The organism is Streptomyces sp. NPDC052079, assembly GCF_040680275.1.
In the GTDB taxonomy this organism is placed as follows: Bacteria; Actinomycetota; Actinomycetes; order Streptomycetales; family Streptomycetaceae; genus Streptomyces.
In genome coordinates this window covers 707,750-728,043 of sequence record NZ_JBFAWL010000001.1, presented here as the reverse complement: position 1 = coordinate 728,043, position 20,294 = coordinate 707,750, and the positions used below count along the sequence as shown (strand labels likewise).

General features: G+C 70.7%; 23 protein-coding genes and 1 pseudogene. 12 read left to right on the top strand and 12 right to left on the bottom strand.

Annotated elements, in window-relative coordinates; translation table 11 throughout:
- The first annotated feature begins 1 nt into the window (after position 1).
- Positions 2–1,036 carry a helix-turn-helix transcriptional regulator gene (locus AB0L56_RS03545; protein WP_365418418.1) on the top strand — a complete coding sequence of 345 codons (1,035 nt, stop codon included), beginning with the start codon at positions 2–4 and terminating at the stop codon, positions 1,034–1,036.
- A gap of 7 nt (positions 1,037–1,043) precedes the next feature.
- Here AB0L56_RS03545 and AB0L56_RS03540 read toward each other — a convergent pair whose 3' ends face one another.
- The 4 genes from AB0L56_RS03540 to AB0L56_RS03525 form a co-directional block, all read right to left on the bottom strand.
- Complete coding sequence (locus AB0L56_RS03540) at positions 1,044–1,610, bottom strand: Clp protease N-terminal domain-containing protein (RefSeq protein WP_365418415.1); 567 nt, start codon at positions 1,608–1,610, stop codon at positions 1,044–1,046.
- Positions 1,610–1,819 carry a helix-turn-helix domain-containing protein gene (locus AB0L56_RS03535; RefSeq protein ID WP_365418412.1) on the bottom strand — a complete coding sequence of 70 codons (210 nt, stop codon included), beginning with the start codon at positions 1,817–1,819 and terminating at the stop codon, positions 1,610–1,612. Before AB0L56_RS03535 ends, AB0L56_RS03540 begins: the two co-directional genes overlap by 1 nt.
- Before the next feature lie 100 nt (positions 1,820–1,919).
- A complete protein-coding gene (locus AB0L56_RS03530) occupies positions 1,920–2,885 on the bottom strand; it encodes a zinc-binding dehydrogenase (RefSeq protein ID WP_365418409.1) in 966 nt (321 codons plus the stop codon).
- 136 nt (positions 2,886–3,021) lie between these two features.
- Entirely contained in the window at positions 3,022–4,260 is a 1,239-nt protein-coding gene (locus tag AB0L56_RS03525) for an NADP-dependent malic enzyme (RefSeq protein ID WP_361028999.1), read from the bottom strand.
- 577 nt (positions 4,261–4,837) lie between these two features.
- Between AB0L56_RS03525 and AB0L56_RS03520 the strand changes: the two genes are divergently transcribed.
- From AB0L56_RS03520 to AB0L56_RS03510, 3 genes are read left to right on the top strand one after another with little or no spacing between them, the layout of a single operon-like run.
- A complete protein-coding gene (locus AB0L56_RS03520) occupies positions 4,838–5,800 on the top strand; it encodes an ABC transporter substrate-binding protein (protein ID WP_365418406.1) in 963 nt (320 codons plus the stop codon).
- A 32-nt stretch (positions 5,801–5,832) separates the two neighbouring features.
- A complete protein-coding gene (locus tag AB0L56_RS03515; protein ID WP_361029005.1) occupies positions 5,833–6,771 on the top strand; it encodes an amino acid ABC transporter permease in 939 nt (312 codons plus the stop codon).
- Positions 6,768–7,574, top strand: coding sequence for an amino acid ABC transporter ATP-binding protein (locus AB0L56_RS03510; protein WP_361029008.1), 807 nt, complete (start codon positions 6,768–6,770; stop codon positions 7,572–7,574). Before AB0L56_RS03515 ends, AB0L56_RS03510 begins: the two co-directional genes overlap by 4 nt.
- Before the next feature lie 78 nt (positions 7,575–7,652).
- On the opposite strand, the gene AB0L56_RS03505 is transcribed toward AB0L56_RS03510, so the two are convergent.
- Positions 7,653–8,423, bottom strand: coding sequence for a class I SAM-dependent methyltransferase (locus tag AB0L56_RS03505; protein ID WP_365418402.1), 771 nt, complete (start codon positions 8,421–8,423; stop codon positions 7,653–7,655).
- 100 nt (positions 8,424–8,523) lie between these two features.
- On the opposite strand from AB0L56_RS03505, the gene AB0L56_RS03500 reads away from it, so the two are divergent.
- Entirely contained in the window at positions 8,524–9,174 is a 651-nt protein-coding gene (locus AB0L56_RS03500) for a CGNR zinc finger domain-containing protein (protein WP_361029014.1), read from the top strand.
- Here AB0L56_RS03500 and sodX read toward each other — a convergent pair.
- Entirely contained in the window at positions 9,057–9,491 is a 435-nt protein-coding gene (gene sodX / locus AB0L56_RS03495; protein ID WP_361029017.1) for a nickel-type superoxide dismutase maturation protease, read from the bottom strand. The genes AB0L56_RS03500 and sodX overlap by 118 nt on opposite strands.
- A gap of 147 nt (positions 9,492–9,638) precedes the next feature.
- Here sodX and sodN point away from each other — a divergent pair, with 147 nt between their 5' ends.
- The 5 genes and pseudogenes from sodN to AB0L56_RS03470 form a co-directional block, all read left to right on the top strand.
- A complete protein-coding gene (sodN, locus tag AB0L56_RS03490) occupies positions 9,639–10,034 on the top strand; it encodes a superoxide dismutase, Ni (RefSeq protein WP_361029020.1) in 396 nt (131 codons plus the stop codon).
- Positions 10,035–10,185: 151 nt separating this feature from the next.
- Positions 10,186–11,244 carry a protein kinase family protein gene (locus AB0L56_RS03485; protein WP_365418861.1) on the top strand — a complete coding sequence of 353 codons (1,059 nt, stop codon included), beginning with the start codon at positions 10,186–10,188 and terminating at the stop codon, positions 11,242–11,244.
- A 27-nt stretch (positions 11,245–11,271) separates the two neighbouring features.
- Positions 11,272–11,685: a helix-turn-helix transcriptional regulator gene (locus AB0L56_RS03480; protein WP_361029026.1), complete on the top strand. Its 414-nt coding sequence runs from the start codon at positions 11,272–11,274 to the stop codon at positions 11,683–11,685.
- A 19-nt stretch (positions 11,686–11,704) separates the two neighbouring features.
- On the top strand, positions 11,705–12,133 hold the full coding sequence (locus tag AB0L56_RS03475; RefSeq protein WP_361029029.1) for a VOC family protein: 429 nt from the start codon (positions 11,705–11,707) through the stop codon (positions 12,131–12,133).
- Positions 12,134–12,211: 78 nt separating this feature from the next.
- A pseudogene (locus AB0L56_RS03470) lies at positions 12,212–12,361 on the top strand (VOC family protein); the annotation flags it as partial.
- A 30-nt stretch (positions 12,362–12,391) separates the two neighbouring features.
- Here AB0L56_RS03470 and AB0L56_RS03465 read toward each other — a convergent pair.
- From AB0L56_RS03465 to AB0L56_RS03445, 5 genes are all read right to left on the bottom strand, one after another.
- Complete coding sequence (locus AB0L56_RS03465; RefSeq protein ID WP_365418396.1) at positions 12,392–12,613, bottom strand: hypothetical protein; 222 nt, start codon at positions 12,611–12,613, stop codon at positions 12,392–12,394.
- A gap of 26 nt (positions 12,614–12,639) precedes the next feature.
- Entirely contained in the window at positions 12,640–13,224 is a 585-nt protein-coding gene (locus AB0L56_RS03460) for a dihydrofolate reductase family protein (protein ID WP_365418394.1), read from the bottom strand.
- A 93-nt stretch (positions 13,225–13,317) separates the two neighbouring features.
- Positions 13,318–13,938 (bottom strand): GNAT family N-acetyltransferase, encoded by a 621-nt coding sequence (locus tag AB0L56_RS03455; protein ID WP_365418391.1) that lies wholly within the window; start codon positions 13,936–13,938, stop codon positions 13,318–13,320.
- A gap of 199 nt (positions 13,939–14,137) precedes the next feature.
- Positions 14,138–15,247 carry a family 2 encapsulin nanocompartment cargo protein polyprenyl transferase gene (locus AB0L56_RS03450; RefSeq protein ID WP_365418388.1) on the bottom strand — a complete coding sequence of 370 codons (1,110 nt, stop codon included), beginning with the start codon at positions 15,245–15,247 and terminating at the stop codon, positions 14,138–14,140.
- 133 nt (positions 15,248–15,380) lie between these two features.
- Positions 15,381–16,790: a family 2B encapsulin nanocompartment shell protein gene (locus AB0L56_RS03445; RefSeq protein WP_365418385.1), complete on the bottom strand. Its 1,410-nt coding sequence runs from the start codon at positions 16,788–16,790 to the stop codon at positions 15,381–15,383.
- A 294-nt stretch (positions 16,791–17,084) separates the two neighbouring features.
- Here AB0L56_RS03445 and AB0L56_RS03440 point away from each other — a divergent pair, with 294 nt between their 5' ends.
- Positions 17,085–17,675 carry an N-acetylmuramoyl-L-alanine amidase gene (locus AB0L56_RS03440; RefSeq protein ID WP_361029046.1) on the top strand — a complete coding sequence of 197 codons (591 nt, stop codon included), beginning with the start codon at positions 17,085–17,087 and terminating at the stop codon, positions 17,673–17,675.
- A 75-nt stretch (positions 17,676–17,750) separates the two neighbouring features.
- Positions 17,751–18,671, top strand: coding sequence for a pyridoxal-phosphate dependent enzyme (locus AB0L56_RS03435; RefSeq protein ID WP_365418383.1), 921 nt, complete (start codon positions 17,751–17,753; stop codon positions 18,669–18,671).
- A gap of 22 nt (positions 18,672–18,693) precedes the next feature.
- On the opposite strand, the gene AB0L56_RS03430 is transcribed toward AB0L56_RS03435, so the two are convergent.
- Complete coding sequence (locus tag AB0L56_RS03430) at positions 18,694–20,286, bottom strand: Na+/H+ antiporter (protein ID WP_365418380.1); 1,593 nt, start codon at positions 20,284–20,286, stop codon at positions 18,694–18,696.
- Between the last annotated feature and the right edge of the window lie 8 nt (positions 20,287–20,294).

Sequence of the window (20,294 nt, the reverse complement as noted above, 5' to 3'; positions counted from 1 at the left end):
CATGCCCCCCGTCTTCGCCCACGGACGCCTCCGCCTGTATCTGCTGAAGCTGCTGGACGAGGCCCCGCGTCACGGCTACGAGGTCATCCGCCTCCTGGAAGAGCGCTTCCAGGGGCTGTACGCGCCCTCCGCGGGCACGGTCTACCCGCGCCTGGCCAAACTGGAGGCGGAGGGCCTGGTCACCCACACCACCGAGGGCGGCCGCAAGGTCTACTCCATCACGGACGCCGGCCGGGCCGAACTGGCCGACCGCAGCGGCGAACTGGCCGATCTGGAGCTGGAGATCCGGGAGTCGGTCGCCGAACTGGCCGCCGAGATCCGGGCCGACGTCAGCGGCGCGGCAGGCGATCTGCGCCGGGAAATGCGGGCCGCCGCCGGCCAGGCCCGCCAGTCCCGGGCCACCGGCACGCCCGACGACGAGGGCCCCCTGGGCGACTTCGCGGTCTTCGGCGACAAGGACGCCTGGCGCGCCGCCAAGGAGGAGATGCGCCGCGCCAAGCAGGAGTGGAAGGAACAGGCGCGGCGCGCCAAGGACGAGAGCCGGCGCTCCCGCGAGGAGGCCCAGCGTGCCCGCCGCCAGGCCAAGGAGGCTCAGGACAGGGCGCAGGAAGAGGTGCAGCGGATGATGCGCCAGGTCCAGGAACAGGTGCAGGACCACTTCGCCCGCGGCGACTGGCCGAACGGGCTGCGCGAGGGTCTGGGCGAACTGGTCAAGGGGATGGGCGAGTTCGGCAAGGACTTCGCCTTCGGCCGCCCCGGCACCGGATCCTCCGGCCCGGACTCCGAGCCGTCGTACTCCCAGACGCCCGAGGACTTCCCCGCCGAGTACGCCCCGCCGTGGGCGCACGAGGACGCCTCGGACTCCACCGGCGACCCGGCGCGTGATCTGGACCGGCTGCTGGACCGCTTCCGCGACGACATCCGGGACGCGGCCCGCGACCACGGTGTCACCGGGGACCAGCTCCGCGACGCCCGCCGCCATCTGTCGACGGCGGCGGCGCACATCGGGGCGATACTGCGCGCCCCGAAGGCCTGAGCCGCCGTCAGCCCGCCTTGGCCTGCCCGCCGTTGCCGTAGAGCACCCGCGTCACGGACTCGTACGTCACGCCGTGGTCGGCGAGCACCTCGGCGGGGACGCCGGGGCGGAGGGTGAGGGCGAGCAGGATGTGCTCGTCGCCGATATGACGGTCTCTGCGGGCGATGGCGGCGCGCAGGGCCCCGGTCAGGACGTCCTTGGCCTCCCGCTCGAAGGGACGGTGCCCCGGCCACCGGCCGCCGGCCTTTCCGCCGGTGGACAGGGCGCGGGCGCCGTGCGCCTCCTCCACCCGGGCGATGACCTCCGACAGGTCGATCCCCAGTCCGGCGAGGGCGTCGGTCTCGGCCCGGGTCAGGCCGCCCCGCCGCCGCGCCCGCTCCAGCGCCGCCCTGACCGGCTCCCGCCGCTCGGCGAGTCCGAGGGCGGCCAGCGCGAAGGAGGCCCGGCTTCCCTCGCTGTCGAGCAGGGCCAGCAGCAGATGCTCGGGGCCCACACGGTGCGCACCCGCCCGCTCCGCCCGGGCGACCGCCCCCTTCACCAAAGCCCTGGCGTCCTGCTTGAACCGCTCGAACATCAACGCCTCCCGTACTTCTTGTGCACGGCCCGCCTGCTGTCCCCGAGTTCGGTGGCGATCTCCTGCCACGACCAGCCCTGCCGGCGCGCGTCGCGCACCTGCACGGTCTCCAGTCGCTCCAGCAGCCTGCGCAGCGAGGCGACGGCCCGCAGGCCGGCCCGCGGGTCGCCGTCGCCCGCCCACTCGGCGAGGTCGGTTGCCTCAGTCATGTTGTCAACCTACATTGACACGCCCCGTACGTCAACGCCGGTTGACATGCCGACGGCCGGCCCGGAGACCCGGACCGGCCATCGACGCGCTTCCCGCTCCTCAGGAACCGGTGAGCACGATCTTCCCGAACTGCCCCCCGGACTCCATCCTTTCGAAGCCCTCCCGGGCCCGGTCCATGGGCAGCACCTCATCGGTGACGGGACGCACACCGGTGGTGGCGCAGAAGGAGAGCAGGTCCTCCAGCTCGTCCTTGGTCCCCATCGTCGAACCGACGATCCTGAGCTCCAGGAAGAAGATCCGGGTCAGCTCGGCGTGCGAGGGGCGGTCACCGCTGGTGGCTCCGGAGATGACCAGCGTGCCGCCGGGGCGCAGCGACTTCACGGAGTGCGACCAGGTGGCGGCGCCCACCGTCTCGATGACGGCGTCGACCCGCTGCGGCAACCGCGCCCCGGGCTCCACCGCCTCCACGGCGCCGAGCTCCAGCGCCCGCTTGCGCTTGGTCTCGTCCCGGCTGGTGGCGAAGACCCGCAGTCCCGCGGCCTTGCCGAGCACGATGGCGGCGGTCGCGACACCGCCCCCGGCCCCCTGCACCAGTACGGAGTCACCGGGCCGGACCCCGGCGTTGGTGAAGAGCATCCGGTACGCCGTCAGCCAGGCGGTCGGCAGACAGGCGGCCTCCTCGAAGGAGAGCTCCTTCGGCTTGGGCAGGATGTTCCAGGTGGGCACGGCGACCTGCTCGGCGAAGGTGCCCTGGTAGCGCTCGGTCAGGATGGAACGGGGCTCGTTCGGCCCCACCCCGTGACCGCTCTGTCCGATCACCGAGTGCAGGACGACCTCGTTGCCGTCCTCGTCGACGCCGGCGGCGTCGCAGCCGAGGATCATCGGCAGCTTGTCCTCCGCGAGGCCGACGCCCCGCAGGGACCAGAGGTCATGGTGGTTGAGGGAGGCGGCCTTGACCGTGACGGTGCTCCAGCCGGGCCGGGTCTCGGGAGCGGGACGCTCCCCGAGTTCCAGGCCGTTGAGCGGCTGGTCGCGGTCGATTCGGGCGGCGTAGACAGCGAACATGACCTTGACGATAGGTTCCCTGCCCCGCCGGGGGAACCAGGCCCCGCTGTGACACACACCCTCTTGCGGCGCGGCAACGACATCGGCCCCGTCCGCGGGAACGCGGGGACGGGGCCGACGGGGAAGCGTGTGCGCCTCAGCGGCGGGCGACGCCCTCCGCCCGGGCGGCCGCGGCCACGGCCGCCGTCACCGCGGGGGCCACCCGCTCGTCGAACGGGGACGGGATGACGTAGTCGGCGGCGAGATCGTCACCGACGACCGAGGCCAGCGCCTCGGCCGCCGCCAGCTTCATCCCCTCGGTGATCCGGGAGGCCCGCACCTGGAGGGCGCCCGCGAAGATCCCGGGGAAGGCCAACACGTTGTTGATCTGGTTCGGGAAGTCCGACCGCCCGGTGGCCACGACCGCCGCGTACTTGTGCGCGACCTCCGGGTGCACCTCCGGATTGGGGTTCGCCATGGCGAAGACGAACGCACCCTCGGCCATCGACGCCACCGCCGACTCCGGCACCGTGCCGCCGGAGACACCGATGAACACATCGGCCCCGGCCAGCGCCGACTCCAGCGGCCCCGAGAGACCGGCCTTGTTGGTGAACGACGCCAGCTCCGCCTTGATCGGCGTGAGGTCGTCGCGGTCGCGCGACACGACGCCCTTGCGGTCGGCCAGGGCGACATCGCCGATGCCCGCCTCGACCAGCATCTTGGCGATCGCGACGCCCGCGGCGCCCGCGCCCGAGATCACGGCCCGCAGCTCGCCCAGTGTGCGCCCGCTCAGCCGCGCCGCGTTCCGCAGCGCCGCGAGCGACACGACCGCCGTGCCGTGCTGGTCGTCATGGAAGATCGGGATGTCCAGCCGCTCCTGCAGCCGCCGCTCGATCTCGAAGCACCGGGGTGCCGAGATGTCCTCCAGGTTCACCCCGCCGAAGGACGGGGCGAGCCGGACCACGGTCTCGACGATCTCGTCGACATCGGTGCAGTCGAGGGCGATCGGGACCGCGTCCACACCGCCGAACTGCTTGAAGAGGATGGCCTTGCCCTCCATCACCGGGAGGGACGCCTCGGGACCGATGTCCCCGAGGCCGAGCACGGCCGTACCGTCCGTCACGACGGCGACGACCTGCGACTTCCACGTGTAGTCGTGGACGAGTTCCGGCTGCTCGGCGATCGCGCTGCACACCTTCGCGACCCCGGGCGTGTAAGCCAGGGACAGATCGTCCTTGTCCCGGACCGGCACGGTGGCCTGCACAGCCATCTTGCCGCCGCGGTGCAGCGCGAACGCCGGGTCGAAGGAGTCGAGGGGCTCTGCCCCGCTCTCGTGCTCCGTATGACCGTTCCGGCTTTCGCTGTCGCTGCGAGGATTGACAATCTCCGCTGCCACTTGATTTTACCCCTTAATTGTTCACGGTTTGAGGGTTGCCACTCCTGGTGAGGGGTGGGCGGGACCGCGCAAGGCCCGGAGGGTTGATGCGTTCGGGCCAGACACGACGGGCGCGCCGCACACGCGCCCTGAGCCCCGGATGAGGGGTGTAAAGAACCTTCTTACCGGACGAACGCCGTCGGCGACGAGTCCATAACGCGAAGGTCACATGCCGGCGCCCTGAAGCATCGCCCGATATCAGGACAAGACCTTCGGGAACTCCCGGCAAGCCCACAAGCGCACCAAAGCTCACGGAGGCCACGGCCATAGCACGGATCCCGCCGAAGATCTTCCGGCCGGAATGGACGATTTCCGCAGACTGTCCGGCCATGTTGGAGCGGATTGGGCCGGTTCGAGTGCTACCCGTTATCCGATTTTGACATCGCCGCCTCCCTGAATGGCGCAGCCCAAATGGCAAGATGCGGTAATAACACGAGGTCGCGACACTCGAAGGCGTGTGCTCTCCGACCGTGGCGATGCCGTCCAGGCAGTCGCCGGCCCCATCGGCAACTCCACCCATCCGCCGGAGGAACCCACCATGACCGCAAGCACCACCCGTCGTACCACCGCCGCACGCTCCCGGATTGCAGCGGTCGGCGCGATCGCGGTCGCAGGCGCACTGATTCTCACCGGTTGCGGTGACCAGACCAAGAACAGCGGCTCGGACAGCACCGGCGACGAGGCGACGAAGTCCGCCCCGCTGGCAGGCAAGCTCCCCACGGAGATACGCGACGCGGGCGTCATCAAGGTCGGCTCCGACATCGCGTACGCCCCGGTCGAGTTCAAGGACGACTCCGGCAAGGTCGTCGGTATCGACCCCGACCTCGCCGACGCCATGGGCAAGCAGCTCGGCGTGAAGTTCGAGTTCGAGAACGGCACGTTCGACACGCTGATCACCGGCCTGCGTTCGGGCCGCTACAACATCGCCATGTCCGCGATGACCGACACCAAGGACCGCCAGAACGGCGTCGACTCCGAGACCGGCAAGAAGGTCGGCGAGGGCGTCGACTTCGTCGACTACTTCACCGCCGGTGTCTCGATCTACACCAAGAAGGGCGACGACCAGGGCATCAAGACCTGGTCCGATCTGTGCGGCAAGAAGATCGTGCTCCAGCGCGGCACGGTCTCCGAGGACCTCGCCAAGGCCGAGGCCGAGAAGTGCCCGGCGGGTAAGAAGCTCACCATCGAGGCCTTCGACAACGACCAGCAGGCGCAGACGCGCCTGCGCGCGGGCGGCGCCGACGCCGGCTCCTCCGACTTCCCGGTGGCCGCGTACGCGGTGAAGACCTCAGGCGGCGGCAACGACTTCCAGATGGTCGGTGAGCAGGTGGAGGCCGCCCCGTACGGCATCGCGGTCGCCAAGGGCGACACCCAGCTGCGGGACGCCCTCCAGGCCGCGCTGAACGCCATCATCGAGAACGGCGAGTACCAGAAGATCATGGACAAGTGGGGCGTCGCTGAGGGCGCCGTCGACAAGGCCACCATCAACGGCGGCAAGTGACCGCGACGACGCGGCACTGAAAGGCAACACCCGTGACTGTTGACATCGACAAGACGACGGGTCCGGACGGCACGCCCCCGGCCGGACCGGAGGCCATCAAGGCCGTCCCGGTCCGGCACTACGGGAGGTACGTCTCCGCCGTCGTGGCGCTCGCCCTGCTGACCGGGGTCGTCTACGCGTTCTCCCAGGGCAGGATCAACTGGGACACGATTCCCGACTACTTCTTCGACGACCGCATCCTCAGCGGTGTCGGCAAGACGCTGCTGCTCACCCTGCTGGCCATGGCGATCGGCATCGTCGGCGGCATCCTGCTGGCCGTGATGCGCCTGTCGAAGAATCCCGTGACCTCCTCGATCGCGTGGTTCTATATCTGGTTCTTCCGCGGCACCCCGGTCCTGGTGCAGCTGATCGTCTGGTTCAACCTGGGCCTGGTCTTCGAGTACATCAACCTCGGGCCGTTCTACAAGGACGAGTGGTCGGACTTCATGACCCCGTTCCTGACGGCGCTGCTGGGCCTGGGCCTCAACGAGGCCGCGTACATGGCGGAGATCTGCCGGGCCGGTCTGCTCGCGGTCGACGAGGGTCAGACCGAGGCAGCGCACGCCCTGGGCATGAGTCACTCGAAGACACTGCGCCGCATCGTCATCCCACAGGCCATGCGCGTCATCGTGCCGCCGACGGGCAACGAGGTCATCAACATGCTGAAGACGACCTCGCTGGTGTCGGTCGTGCAGTATCCCGAGTTGCTCCGCGCCGCCCAGGACATCGGACAGACTTCCGGCGCACCGGCCGAAATGCTGTTTCTCGCCGCCGCCTGGTACCTGCTCGTGACATCAATCTTCAGCGTCGGCCAGTACTACTTGGAACGCCACTACGCCAAGGGCACTCTCCGCCAGCTGCCGCAGACTCCGTGGCAGAAGGTGAAGGCCAGCACCCTGTCCCTTGGCCGCCCGAAGGGAGGCGCGGCATGAGCGAGAAGCTCGGCAAGACGGACGCGCCCGTGAAGGACACCGTCATCCCCATGGTCAAGGCCGAGGGCGTCCACAAGTCCTTCGGCCAGGTCGAGGTCCTCAAAGGCATCGACCTGGAGGTCAAGTCCGGCGAGGTGTTCTGCCTCATCGGTCCCTCCGGCTCCGGCAAGTCGACCTTCCTCAGGTGCATCAACCACCTGGAGAAGATCAGCGCCGGCCGGCTGTCCGTCGACGGTCAACTGGTCGGCTACCGGCAGAAGGGCGACAAGCTCTACGAGCTCAAGGAGAAGGAGGTCGCGGCGCAGCGACGGGACATCGGCATGGTGTTCCAGCGCTTCAACCTCTTCCCCCACATGACGGCGCTGGAGAACGTCATGGAGGCCCCGGTCCAGGTCAAGCGGGAGACCAAGGCCGTGGCCCGGGAGCGTGCGGAGCGGCTGCTGGACCGGGTCGGTCTCGGCGACCGCACGGGCCACTACCCCGCCCAGCTGTCCGGCGGTCAGCAGCAGCGCGTCGCCATCGCCCGCGCGCTGGCGATGCAGCCCAAGCTGATGCTCTTCGACGAGCCCACCTCGGCGCTCGACCCGGAGCTCGTCGGTGAGGTCCTCGACGTCATGCGCGACCTCGCCGAGGACGGCATGACGATGATCGTCGTCACCCACGAGATGGGCTTCGCCCGGGAGGTGGGCGACTCGCTGGTGTTCATGGACGACGGCGTGGTCGTCGAGTCCGGCCACCCGCGCGAGGTGCTGACCAACCCGCAGCACGACCGCACCAAGTCGTTCCTGTCCAAGGTGCTCTGACCGCGGTCCCGCGCACGGGCGAAGGGGCGGTACGGATGATCCGTACCGCCCCTTCGTCCGTGTTCTACGTTCTACGTTCTACCTCAGCGCCAGCAGCAGCGTGTCCGACGGCGAGCACCACACCGGCCGAGCCTCGCCGAAGCCTTTCTCGCGCAGCACCCGCGCGTGCCACTCCGCCGACGGCGTGTCGCCGTCCGCGTGGTCGCCGTAGATCTCGAACCGGCGGGCCGTGGGTCCGGCAAGGACCGGGTCCTTCGCGGCGAGCTGCCACCACTGTGCCCAGTCGAGGGCGCCCTCCGACGTGGCCTGATTCATACGCGCGTGCCGCTGGGACCGCTCCGCCGCGTTGATCCGGGGCGTGGTGTCGTCGATCATGTGGTCCGCGTTCATGAAGACACCGCCGTCGCGGACCAGGCCCGCGATGTGCCCGTACAGGTCCGCGAGGGGTTCCTGGTGCAGCCAGTGCAGGGCCGTCGCGGTCAGGACGGCGTCGTAGGAGTCGTGCGGCAGCGCCCGCGTCCACCCGGGGTCCTTGAGGTCGGCGGTGACGAAGGTGACCCGCTCGTCGTCCGCGAAGGTGCCCTCGGCGATCGTGAGCAGCGCCGGGTCGAGATCGACGCCGGTGCTGGTGGCGTCCGGGAAGCGGGCAAGCAGCCGGGCGGTGATGCTGCCCGTGCCGCAGGCGAGGTCCAGCACGCGCGGGGCGGTGCCGACGAGGGCCTCCACCATGTCCAGCATGATCCGGAACCGCTCCTCGCGGTCGGGCATGTACCACTCCTGCTGGCGGTCCCAGCTCTCCTGCCAGGCCTGCCAGTCGGCGGCGGCCGTGGTGGTGTGCGCGTCCGTCATCGAGCCCCTCCCTCGCCCACGTCACGTAATACCCTTGCAGTACGACCGTCTGTTACCCGACCGCACGCACGACCATAGAGCCCCTGCGTAAGGACTACAAGTGGAACTGGCCTATTACTCGGACTACGCCGTTCGCCTCGTCAACACCGAGGAACCGGCCCGGGGGAAGGACACGCTGACCTCGGTCGAGGCGGTCCGCGACCTGTTCGGCGGGAACCAGTCGGCCGCCCGGCGCGCCACCGAGGCCGATGTGACCCGCTTCCGCTCGGTCCGGGCCAGGCTCCGCTCGGTGTTCGAGGCGGCGGACGGCGGCGACGAGACACTCGCCGTCGACCTGCTGAACTCGCTGCTGCTGGAGTTCCCCGTCAGCCCGCAGATCTCCGGCCACGACTTCCGCGACGACGACGGCCGCCCGCTGTGGCACATGCACCTGGCCGACCACCCCTCCAACGCGACCGCCGGTTATGCCGCCATCGCCGCGATGGGCCTCGCCTTCCATCTCACGGAGTACGGCGTGGACCGCCTCGGTCTGTGCCAGGCGGCGCCCTGCCGCAACGCCTACCTGGACACCTCGACCAACCGCTCCCGCCGCTACTGCTCCGACCGCTGCGCCACCCGCGCCAACGTGGCCGCCTACCGCGCGCGCAAACGCCTGGAGGCCGACCGGCCGGAGAGCACGGGCCGCGCCGACGACAACACCCAGGCCACCACCGCCAGCGGCGAGCGCCGCTCGGAGCTGCGCGGCCGGTAACGGAAGCGGACCCGGCCGAGCACCAGTTCGTCGGGCACCACCCCGTAGTCGGTGCTGTCCCCGCCCGCGTACGCGTTGTCCCCGAGCACCCACCAGCCGCCGTCGCGCCGCTCGGCGGCCCGCTTGACGACCAGCAGGTCCTGCTGGAACGGATGCCGCAGCACGATCACGTCACCGCGTTTCACCCGGGCGCCGTAGTGCACCAGGAGCCGGTCCCCGTGGTGCAGCGTGGGCACCATGGACGGCCCCGTCACCTCGGCCAGCCCGAAGGGCAGCGGCGCCCTCGCCCGCTCGGCGTCCTGCGACAACTCCGGCATCTCCCGGCACCTCCCCGGTTCTTTCCTCCACCAGTCTCAGTCTGACCCCGGACTTTTGTCCTAAGCCCGCGGGGGCACTCGCGAAAAGCCGTCCGCCACGGAGTAATGTCCAGTCTGAGAAGACGATCACGAGGAAGGAAACGCTCCATGCTTTCCCGCCTGTTTGCCCCCAAGGTCAAGGTCAGCGCCCACTGCGACCTGCCCTGCGGCGTATACGACCCGGCCCAGGCCCGCATCGAGGCGGAGTCGGTGAAGGCCACCCAGGAGAAGATGGCCGGCAACGACGACCCGCACTTCCAGGCCCGGGCCACGTTCATCAAGGAGCAGCGCGCCGAGCTGGCGAAGCACCACGTCTCCGTGCTGTGGAGCGACTACTTCAAGCCCCCGCACTTCGAGAAGTACCCGGAGCTGCACCAGCTGGTCAACGACACCCTGAAGGCCCTGTCGGCCGCCAAGGCCTCCACGGACCCGGCCACCGGCCAGAAGGCCCTGGACTACATCGCCCAGATCGACAAGATCTTCCGGGAGACCAAGCAGGCCTGACCCTTGATGGGTGGCCTTGCGCTTCCTTACGTACTGCGGCGTCTGTCCGCACCGCACCCGGCCCCCGGGACCGCCGTCCACGGCGTCCATGGCGGGCCGGGTGCGGTCCTTTACGCACATCCCGGCGGAGGCGACGGTGGAGAGCCCCGGTCTGTCGCGCGAGGCGCGGCTGTCCGCTCACGCCGCCGTCTCCACGGCCCTGGCCCGCTGCGACGACCACGCGCTGCGCAGGCTGGTGGACGGGGCCGTCCCGGTCGGAGCCGGCATCGGCGGGACGTCGGCGCTGATCGAGGTCGCCGGGAGCCCGGTCTTCGTGAAGCGGGTGCCGCTCACCCGGACGGAGCTGCGACCGGAGCACATCCACTCCACGGCGAACCTGTTCGAGCTCCCCGTGTTCTGCCACTACGGCGTCGGCGCGCTCGGCGGACCGGGCTTCGGGGCCTGGCGGGAACTCGCCGCGCACATCATGACGACGGACTGGGTGCTCACGGCGGAACACGACGGCTTCCCGCTGATGTACCACTGGCGGGTGCTGCCGGGCTCGGCGCCGCTGCCGGAGGAACTGGCCGACGTCGAACGGGCCGTGGCCTACTGGGGCGGCGCATCACAGGTGCGCCGCCGGATCCGGGCCCTGGAGGAGTCCCCGGCCGGTCTCGCGCTGTTCCTGGAGTACATCCCGCAGAACGTGCACCAGTGGCTGGGCAGCCGGGTGGCAGCGGGCGGCGAGATGGCCGACCGGGCCTGCGCGATGGTGGAGGAGGGCCTGGCGGCGGGCGTCTCGTTCATGAACAGCCGCGGGCTGCTGCACTTCGACGCGCATTTCGAGAACATCCTGACCGACGGCCGGCGCCTCTACTTCGCCGACTACGGCCTCGCCTTCTCCTCGGCGTTCGACCTGTCGCCCGACGAGGCCCACTTCTTCGACCGGCATCGGACGTACGACCACTGCTACACCGCCACCTATCTGGTGAACTGGCTGGTCACCGCCGTGTGCGGGCTCCGGAGGGAGGACCGCGAGGGCCGCCGCGCGCTGGTGCGCGCCCTTGCCGAGGGCGAGCGTCCCCGAGGGATACCGGAGACGGCCGCGGCCCTCCTCGCCCGGCATGCGCCGGTCGCCGCGGTGGTGTCCGAGTTCAACCACGCGTTCCGGAGCAGGAGCAGAAGGACCCCGTATCCCCTGGAGGAGATCCGCCGGCTCGGTCCCGGGTGACCTGGCGGGGCGTGGGATGCTGGGCGGATGGAGCTGGAGGATCTGGTGCGGCTGCGGCGGGCGCGGGACCGGATGGACCGGGAGTACGCCGAACCGCTCGACATCACGGAGCTCGCGCGGACCGCGCTGATGTCGCCCGGCCACTTCCAGCGCAGCTTCCGCGCGGCGTACGGGCAGACGCCGTACGCCTATCTCATGACCCGGCGCATCGAGCGGGCCAAGGCGCTGCTGCGGCGGGGCGACCTCTCGGTGACCGAGGTGTGTCTGGCGGTCGGCTGCACCTCGCTCGGTTCGTTCAGCTCGCGCTTCACCGAGCTGGTCGGGGAGACGCCGAGCGCGTACCGGGCCCGGTCGCACGACGAGAGCGCGGTGATCCCGCCGTGTGTCGCGCGGATATACACCCGTCCGGTCCGGGGCCGGGCCCGGGTCAATCCGAGCTGAAACCTTCTAGCGTGGGCGTATGGACACAGGAACGGACGTGAAACTCGCCCAGTGCTTCATCGCCGTCGACGATCACGACAAGGCGCTGGCCTTCTACTGTGACGTCCTGGGGCTCGAGGTCCGCAACGACGTGGGGTTCGAGGGGATGCGGTGGGTGACGGTGGCCTCGCCGGAGCAGCCGGACGTGGAGATCGTGCTGGAGCCGCCCGCCGCGAACCCGGACGCCTCCCCCGGTGACAAGCAGGCAATGGCGGAGCTGCTGGCCAAGGGCATGCTGCGCGGCGTCAACTTCACCACCACCGACTGCGACGCCCTCTTCGAGCGGGTCAGGGCCGCCGGCGGGGACGTGCTCCAGGAGCCGGTGGACCAGCCGTACGGGGTACGCGACTGCGCCTTCCGCGACCCCGCGGGCAACATGCTGCGCTTCATGCAACGCCCGAGCCGGTGACCGTCCGCTGGACATACGCCTTCATCGACCGGCCGGCCGCGAGGAGGGGCTCCGCGTACTGCGGTCGCCCGCGGGTCAGTTGTTTTCTGGAGCGGTCTTCTGAGCGACTGGGTTTCCGTGCCGGGCTCTGTGCCCGAGTTCCATGTGGTGAAGCCGCCGGCCGGGCTCCCGGTACGCATCCTGCTCCAGCGCATGACGGAAGAAGGCCCTCTCTCCGCACACCCCGATCGGAGACGGAGGGGGTGCGGCGCTAGCCGGCTAGCGGGCCGTGGGGGCCTCGCCTTCCGTGTTTCTCCGGACCGCTCCGGGCTCCGGAGGTGCCGCGGCGTCGGCTTCATGGTCCGGGGACTTCTCGCACTCCCGGTTGCGGCATGGGCCGGGCACCCATACCGGGACCCATACGCCCAGCGTCTTGTGGCGCCCGACGATCTTCTCCACGGGCTGTCCGCAGGCGGGACAGACCGGTTGTTCGCTGCCCATGCCCTCAGGGTAGGCCCGGTGGCCGGTCAATGCTTCCTGCTGTACGTCCGCACCATGACCCCGTTGCCGAACGTGCGCACCGACTCCAGTGCGAAGTCGGTGATCGAGAAGCCGGCCTCCAACATCGGCATGCCGGACCCCTGCACGATGGGGTACGTCTTGATGATCATTTCGTCGATCTCGTCGACCAGCGCGCCGGCGAGCCTGGCGCCACCGCACAGATAGATGTCGTACGCGCTGTCCTCCGCCTTCAGCGCGCGCACCCGGCCGACCAGGTCGTCCGCGATGATCTCGACGTTCGGGTCGGGCGACTCCCCCAGCGTGCGGGAGGCGACGAATTCGCGCAGGTGGGCGTAGGGGCTGGTGATTCCGTCCTTCAGGGCCAGGTCGTAACTGGCCCGGCCCTGGATGATCGTGTCGAACCGCTTGTTCGGCAGGTGGTCCAGGCCGAGCGGGCGGCGGCCGACCGTGGGCAGGGTCTCCGGGTACTCCGTCTTGAGGAACTCGAAGAACTCCTCGTCGACCAGGGAGACCATGGCCGATGCGTCGCCCTCCGGGTCCCCGATGAAGCCGTCGATCGAGCAGGCGATGAAGTACGTGAGCTTTCGCAACGCGATCTCTTCCCGTAGGCGGCACTCGTGTTAGACAACTTCAGTTGTAGTACTTCGAGCGTAGTGGTCGCAAGGGATTAAGAGACCGGGGTATCAGGGCGTCGTACGGGGCTCGCGCCACATGGGCCACATGTGCGGGCCGTCCGGAAGGGCGAGGGGCTCACCGGCCGTCTCGAAGCCGAGACGTTCGTACAGCAGGCGGCTGCGCTCGCTGCTCGCCTCGAGATAGGCCGCCCGCCCCTCCCGGTCGCAGCGCTCGAGGACGGAACCGATCAGCGCGGTGCCGAGGCCTTCGCCCTGCCGGCCGGGAACGACCCCGATCATCCACAGGTACTCGTGGGCCCGCCCGGAGGGGTGGATACCGGCCGTGAGCCGCCCGATCAGCTCGACGCGCTCGTTGTCCGGGTCGACGGCCTCGCGCATCCGCACGAAGTCGTCGTGCTGTTCGTCGGTGTGCTGGTCGTCGTGACCGGGGTCGTCCGCCGGTACGGACATCCACAGCGCGCAGGCCGCGCCGTCCTCGGTGATGTCGACCCGCCCGTCGGCGAGGACGATATCGGTGAACGCCGCCATGAGCCGGTGATGGGTGGTGCGGCGGTACTCCTCGCCGGGGAAGACCCAGCCACTGACCGGGTCGTCCTGGAACGCCTGGTCGAGAAGCCGGACTATCAGCTCCCGGTCGTCGTCCCCAGCCGTCCGGATCGCCACACCCATGTCCGCCCCTTCGTCCCAACCGTCGCTGCCCGTGCGGGGGTTGAGCCTATCGGGGGGCGGCCCCGGGGAGACGGGCCCCGCACACCGTGGGGAAGTGCGGGACCCGCCGGCCGGAGCCACGCGGGCCGCGCGGGTCGGGGTCAGCGCGGCCTTACGCGGTTCCGGGGACAAGGGGGCGACGGGGACGGCCGGCCGGCCGTCAGGTGCTGCGCCGGGTCACGAACTCGGCCAGCGCCAGCAGCCCGCCCGCCGCTTCCGGGTCGGGCACCGCGCGGGCCACTTCCTGCATCGCCCGGGCCATCCGGTCGGCCGCCTGGGTCTGCGCCCAGTCCCGGCCGCCCGCCCGTTCCACGGTCCGGGCGATGTGTTCCAGGGTCTCCTTCCGGTGCGGAGCCGCGTACAGCGCGGCGAGTTCCGCGCCCGCCGGCGTGCCGGAGGTGAGCGCGGCGACCACCGGCAGGGACTTCTTGCGGGCGGCGAGATCCGCGCCGGCGGGCTTGCCGGTGAGGCGGGGGTCACCCCATATGCCGATCACGTCGTCGATGAGCTGGAAGGCCAGCCCGGCGGCCCGGCCGAACGCGTCCATGGCCGCCACCTCCGCGTCCCCGGCGTCCGCGTACAGCGCCCCGATAGCGCAGGCGCAGCCGAGCAGCGCACCGGTCTTGGCCTCGGCCATGGCGAGCGTCTCGGCGAGGGTGACCTCCTCGGGGGCGCTCCGCTCCATGGCCGTGTCCGCGTGCTGGCCCGCGCACAGTTCAATGACGCAGCCCGCGAGCCGGGCCACCGCCGCCCGGCCCGCCGGATGGGGGTCCTCGGCGAGCAACCGCAGCGCGAGCGCCTGCAGGGCGTCCCCGGCGAGGATCGCGTCGGCGTCCCCGAACACCGTCCACACGGTGGGCCGGTGGCGGCGGGTGGTGTCCCGGTCCATCACGTCGTCGTGCAACAGCGTGAAGTTGTGGACCAGTTCCACGGCCGCCGCCGCCCGTACGGCCGCCGCGCGGGCGGTGGGACCGCCGGTCGCGGAGGCCGCGGCGAGCACCAACGCGGGGCGGATCGCCTTGCCCGAGCCTCCCTGGGCCGGAGTGCCGTCCGCGTGTTCCCAGCCGAAGTGATAGAGCGCGATCCGGCGCATCGGGTCGGGCAGCGAGCCGATGGCCACCCTCAGCACCGGGTCCACCGCGGCCCGCGCCCGCTCCAGCAGCAGCGTCGCCTCGTGCCCGTCACCGGGGCGCGGCTCCTGCTCCCTCGTGGTCCTGGTCCTGCGCTCCGTCGTACGCCCCGTTTTCGGCTCCGTGATGGACTCCGTCATCGGCTTCCCCCTGGGTCCGGCTCGGTGGAGGGGCGGAGGGATGGCGCTTGCGCACCCGTCGAGCACGTACGTCCGAGATGTACCCGCCCGGACGGGCGGGGACACGGCATGCGGCGCGGGAGCTGGCCGACGGTCACCGCCAGCGGCCGATCTCGACGTTCTCCAGGACGCCGAGCGCGTCCGGTACCAGCACCGCGGCCGAATAGTAGGCCGTGACCAGGTACTTGATGATGGCCTGTTCGTTGATGCCCATGAACCGCACGGACAGACTCGGCTCGATCTCGTCGGGGATGCCGGCGGCCCGCAGGCCGATGACGCCCTGCTCCTCCTCTCCGGTGCGCAGGGCGATGATGGAGGTCGTACGGGCGTCGGTCACGGGGATCTTGTTGCACGGGAAGATGGGCACCCCGCGCCAGGTGGGGATGCGGTTGCCGCCCATGTCGATGGTCTCCGGGACGAGGCCCCGCTTGTTGAGCTCGCGGCCGAACGCGGCGATCGCGCGCGGATGGGCGAGCAGCAGCCGTGTCCCGCGGCGCCTGCTGAGCAGTTCGTCCATGTCGTCGGGGCCCGGTACACCGTCGTGCGGCTGGATCCGCTGGTCGTACTCGCAGTTGTGGAGCAGGCCGAAGTCGCGGTTGTTGACGAGTTCGTGCTCCTGGCGCTCCTTCATGGCCTCCACGGTCAGCCGGATCTGCTGTTCCGTCTGGTTCATGGGCTGGTTGTAGAGGTCGGCCACGCGGGTGTGGATGCGCAGCACGGTCTGGGCGACGCTGAGTTCGTACTCGCGCGGCCTGGCCTCGTAGTCGACGAAGGTGTGCGGGATGTCCGGCTCACCGCTGTGCCCGGCCGCGAGGTCGATCTCCTTCTCGCCGTACTTGTTGGTGCGTTGTCCGGGGACGGACACCCTCCGGCTGCTCATGTGCTCACGCAGGGTGTCCGACCGCTCGGCGACCTGTTCGACGGCCTCACGGGGCAGCACCAGCACGGTGCACGCGGTGAGGGTGCGGGCGGTGTACTCCCAGATGGCGTCCTCGTCCATCAGGGCCTGCTCGCCGAAGTAGGCGCCGTCGGCGAGGACGCCGAGGGATTCGTCCTCGCCGTAGGGGCCGGTGCCGACCCGCTCCACCCTGCCGTGCGCCAGGAGGTAGACCTCGTCGGCCGGGCTGCCGAAGGAGGCGATCACCTGGCCGGCCCCGATCTCCCGCTGCCGGCAGCGGGAGGCCAGTTCGGCCAGCACCTCCTCGTCCTCGTAGGACCTCAGCGCCGGCAGCTCGCCCAGCTCCGCCGGGATGATCTCGACGCGGTCGCCGGTCTTCACGAACGTCATCCGGCCATCACCCACGGCGTACGTCAGGCGGCGGTTGACCCGGTACGTACCGCCCTGCACATCGACCCAGGGCAGCATGCGCAGCAGCCAGCGTGAGCTGATCTCCTGCATCTGCGGCACGGACTTGGTCGTAGTGGCCAGGTTCCGCGCGGCGGCCGTGCCGAGACTCTGCTGCTGCCTGGCCTGCTCCGTGCGGACCTCTTCGCCTACCGACATAGAGAACTGCCCTCCCCAATGGTGATCGAAGCCCGGCCGCGCCGGGCATCGCCCTGCGTGATCAAGCGTTCCTCACTCAGCGTGCCCGCGCCATTACCCGATCGAGCGGGGTTGGATCTTGGGACGGGTGGGCACACATGGGGCGCCGTTGCCATGACCCGAGAGCGGAAGGAAGTTGTCCGGATCGGCTCGCACAGGGCCCGAACGAGTAGTTGAACTCGTTCCTTTTAGGTATAGGCCATGTACCAGGCGGTCGCGGACGGCGGCCGTCGTACGGCACGAAGGAGGGCGGTCATGGCCCCACCCATGTCCGCAAGCGCGTTCCTGCGCGCACTGAAGGCGGAGGGCCTCACGGTCGTCGAGGTCGGCGACTGGCGCAACCACAACCGGAACCACAAGGGCCCCTGGGGTCCGGTGCACGGCGTGATGATCCACCACACGGTGACCAAGGGCAGCGCCAGAACGGTGGAGATCTGCCGCAAGGGCTACGAGGGTCTGCCGGGTCCGCTGTGCCACGGGGTGATCACCAAGGACGGCCGGGTCCACCTCGTCGGCTACGGCCGGGCCAACCACGCGGGGCTCGGCGACGACGACGTACTGCGCGCGGTGATCGCGGAGCAGAGCCTGCCGCCGGACAACGAGGCGAACACTGACGGCAACCGGCACTTCTATGGCTTCGAGTGCGAGAACCTGGGCGACGGCGAGGATCCCTGGCCGGCGGCCCAGCTGGAGGCGATCGAGAAGGCCGCGGCCGCGGTCTGCCGCCATCACGGCTGGAACGAGCGGTCCGTCATCGGGCACCGGGAGTGGCAGCCGGGGAAGGTGGACCCGCGCGGGTTCTCGATGACGTCGATGAGGACGCGGATCGGTGACCGGCTGAGGTGACACCCCCGCGTGCGGCGCCGAACGCCGGGCCGGCCGCCGGTGCGGGCCGCGTGAGCGGCAGGGGACAATGGCCGTGTGACCAGCTCCGACGACCCCGGCTCCGGCGCCCTCGCGGGCTTGCGGCCGCGGCTGCCCTCGCCGCTGCGGGAGGTCGTGGACGAGCGGTTCGCCCGGCGTGGGGTCCGGCTGCTGCTGAAGCGGGACGATCTGATCCACCCGGAGCTGGTCGGCAACAAGTGGCGCAAACTCGCGCCGAACCTCGCGGCGGCGGCCGGGCGGACCGTGCTCACCTTCGGCGGCGCCTACTCCAACCATCTGCGGGCCACGGCCGCCGCCGGCCGGCTGCTCGGCCTGCCCACGGTCGGTGTGGTGCGCGGCGAGGAACTCGCAGGGCGCCCGCTCAATCCGTCGCTGGCCCGCTGCGCGGCCGACGGCATGCGGCTGCACTTCGTCGAACGGTCGGCGTACCGCCGCAAGAGCGACCCGGGGATCCTGGCCGCCGTCCTGCGCGCGGCGGACGCCGTGGACGCGTACGTGGTGCCCGAGGGCGGCAGCAACCCCGCCGCGGTGCGCGGCTGCCGGGCCCTTGGGACGGAACTGACCGGTCACGCGGACGTGGCCGCTGTCGCCTGCGGCACCGGCGGCACGCTCGCGGGACTGGCCGCCGGTGCCGGTGCCGGCATGCGCGTGCTGGGCATACCGGTGCTCAGGGGCGGCTTCCTCGGCGACCGGATACGGGACCTGCAGACCGGGGCGTTCGGCGGCCCGCGCGGTGAGTGGAGCCTCGACGACCGTTTCCATTTCGGCGGCTACGCGCGCACCACGCCCGAACTCACGGCGTTCGCCGAGGACTTCGAGCACCGCCACGGTGTCCCCGTGGAACGCGTCTATGTCGCCAAACTGCTTTACGCCCTTGTCGCCCTGGCCGAGGAGAACGCCTTCCCGCGCGGGAGCACGGTCGCCGCGGTGATCACGGGCCGCCCGTTCCCCGCTTGACGCCCCCAACGGCAGTGCCTGGCTAGCTCGCCTCCCGGTACGCCGCCGCTTCCTCCAGGTCCAGGCGGCGCAGCAGGGTCCGGAGCATCTCGTCGTCGATGTAGCGGGCGTCGCGCAGCCTGACGAACACCTCGCGCTCCGCGCTGATCACCTGCCGGGACAGCCGCCGGTAGGTGTCGTCGACCGACTCCCCGGTGACAGGGTTGACCTGGCCGAGCCGTTCCCAGACGGCGTTGCGGCGGCGTTCCAGGACGGAGCGCAGGCGGTCGGCGAGGGGGCCCGGCAGGGCGTTGCGGTCGTCGGACAGCAGCTCGTCGAGGCGTTGCTCGGCGGCCCTGGACGCCTGGGCCTGGGCGTTGGCCTCCGCCAGCGTCTCGGCCCGCGTGTCAGGCCTCGGGAGCTTCAGCCGGCGGACCAGCAGGGGCAGCGTCAGGCCCTGCACGACCAGGGTGCCGATGACGGTGGTGAAGGTCAGGAAGAGCAGCAGGTTGCGGTGCGGGAAGTCCTCGCCCTCGGCGGTGAGGGGGATCGAGAAGGCGATGGCCAGCGAGACCACCCCGCGCATGCCGGCCCACGCGATCACGAAGGGGCCCTTCCAGCCGGGTTTCCCCTCGCGTTCGCGGATCTTCGCCGAAACCATCGGAGGCAGCCAGGTCGCCGGGTACACCCAGAGGAACCGTACGACGACGACCACCACGAAGACGACGAGGGCGTACCAGGCGGCTTCCGCGCCCGCGTGCGGGCCGAGCCCTTTGAGGACGACGGGCAGTTGCAGCCCGATCAGCGCGAACACCGCGGACTCCAGGACGAAGGCGACCATCTTCCACACCGCCTCCTCCTGGAGCCTGGTGGCGAAGTCGACCTCCCACGCGCGGTGCCCCAGATAGAGGGCGACGACCACGACGGCGATCACACCGGAGGCGTGCACCTGCTCGGCGGTGGCGTACGCGACGAACGGGATCAGCAGGGAGAGCGTGTTCTGCAGCAGCGGCTCCTTCACATGAACGCGCAGCCAGTGCAGCGGTGCCATCAGCACCAGGCCGACGGCCGCCCCGCCGACCGCCGCGAGCAGGAACTCCCCCACTCCCCCGGCCCAGGTCGCGCCCTCGCCGACGGCGGCCGCCAGCGCCACCCGGAAGGCGGTGATCGCGGTGGCGTCGTTCAGCAGGGACTCGCCCTGGAGGATGGTGGTGATCCGGGACGGCAGGCCCACCCGGCGGGCCACCGCCGTCGCCGCGACCGCGTCCGGCGGGGCCACCACGGCGCCGAACACCAGCGCCGCGGTGAGCGGCAGGGCAGGCACGAGCAGATGCAGCACCCAGCCGACGGCGAAGGTCGCGAACAGCACGTACCCCACGGACAGCAGCGCCACCGGCCGCAGCTGCGCCCGCAGGTCGAGGTAGGAGCTCTCGGTCGCCGCCGTGTACAGCAGCGGCGGCAGGAGGAGCGGCAGCACGATGTCCGGGTCGAGGGTGTAATTGGGCACGCCGGGGAGGTAGCTGACCGCCAGGCCGGCCGCGACCAGCAGCAGCGGCGCCGGCACCGGCGTGCGCCGGGCGGCGGCCGCGATCGCGGCACTGCCCGCCACCAGCAGCAGAAGGGGCATCACATCCATGCCGGGCC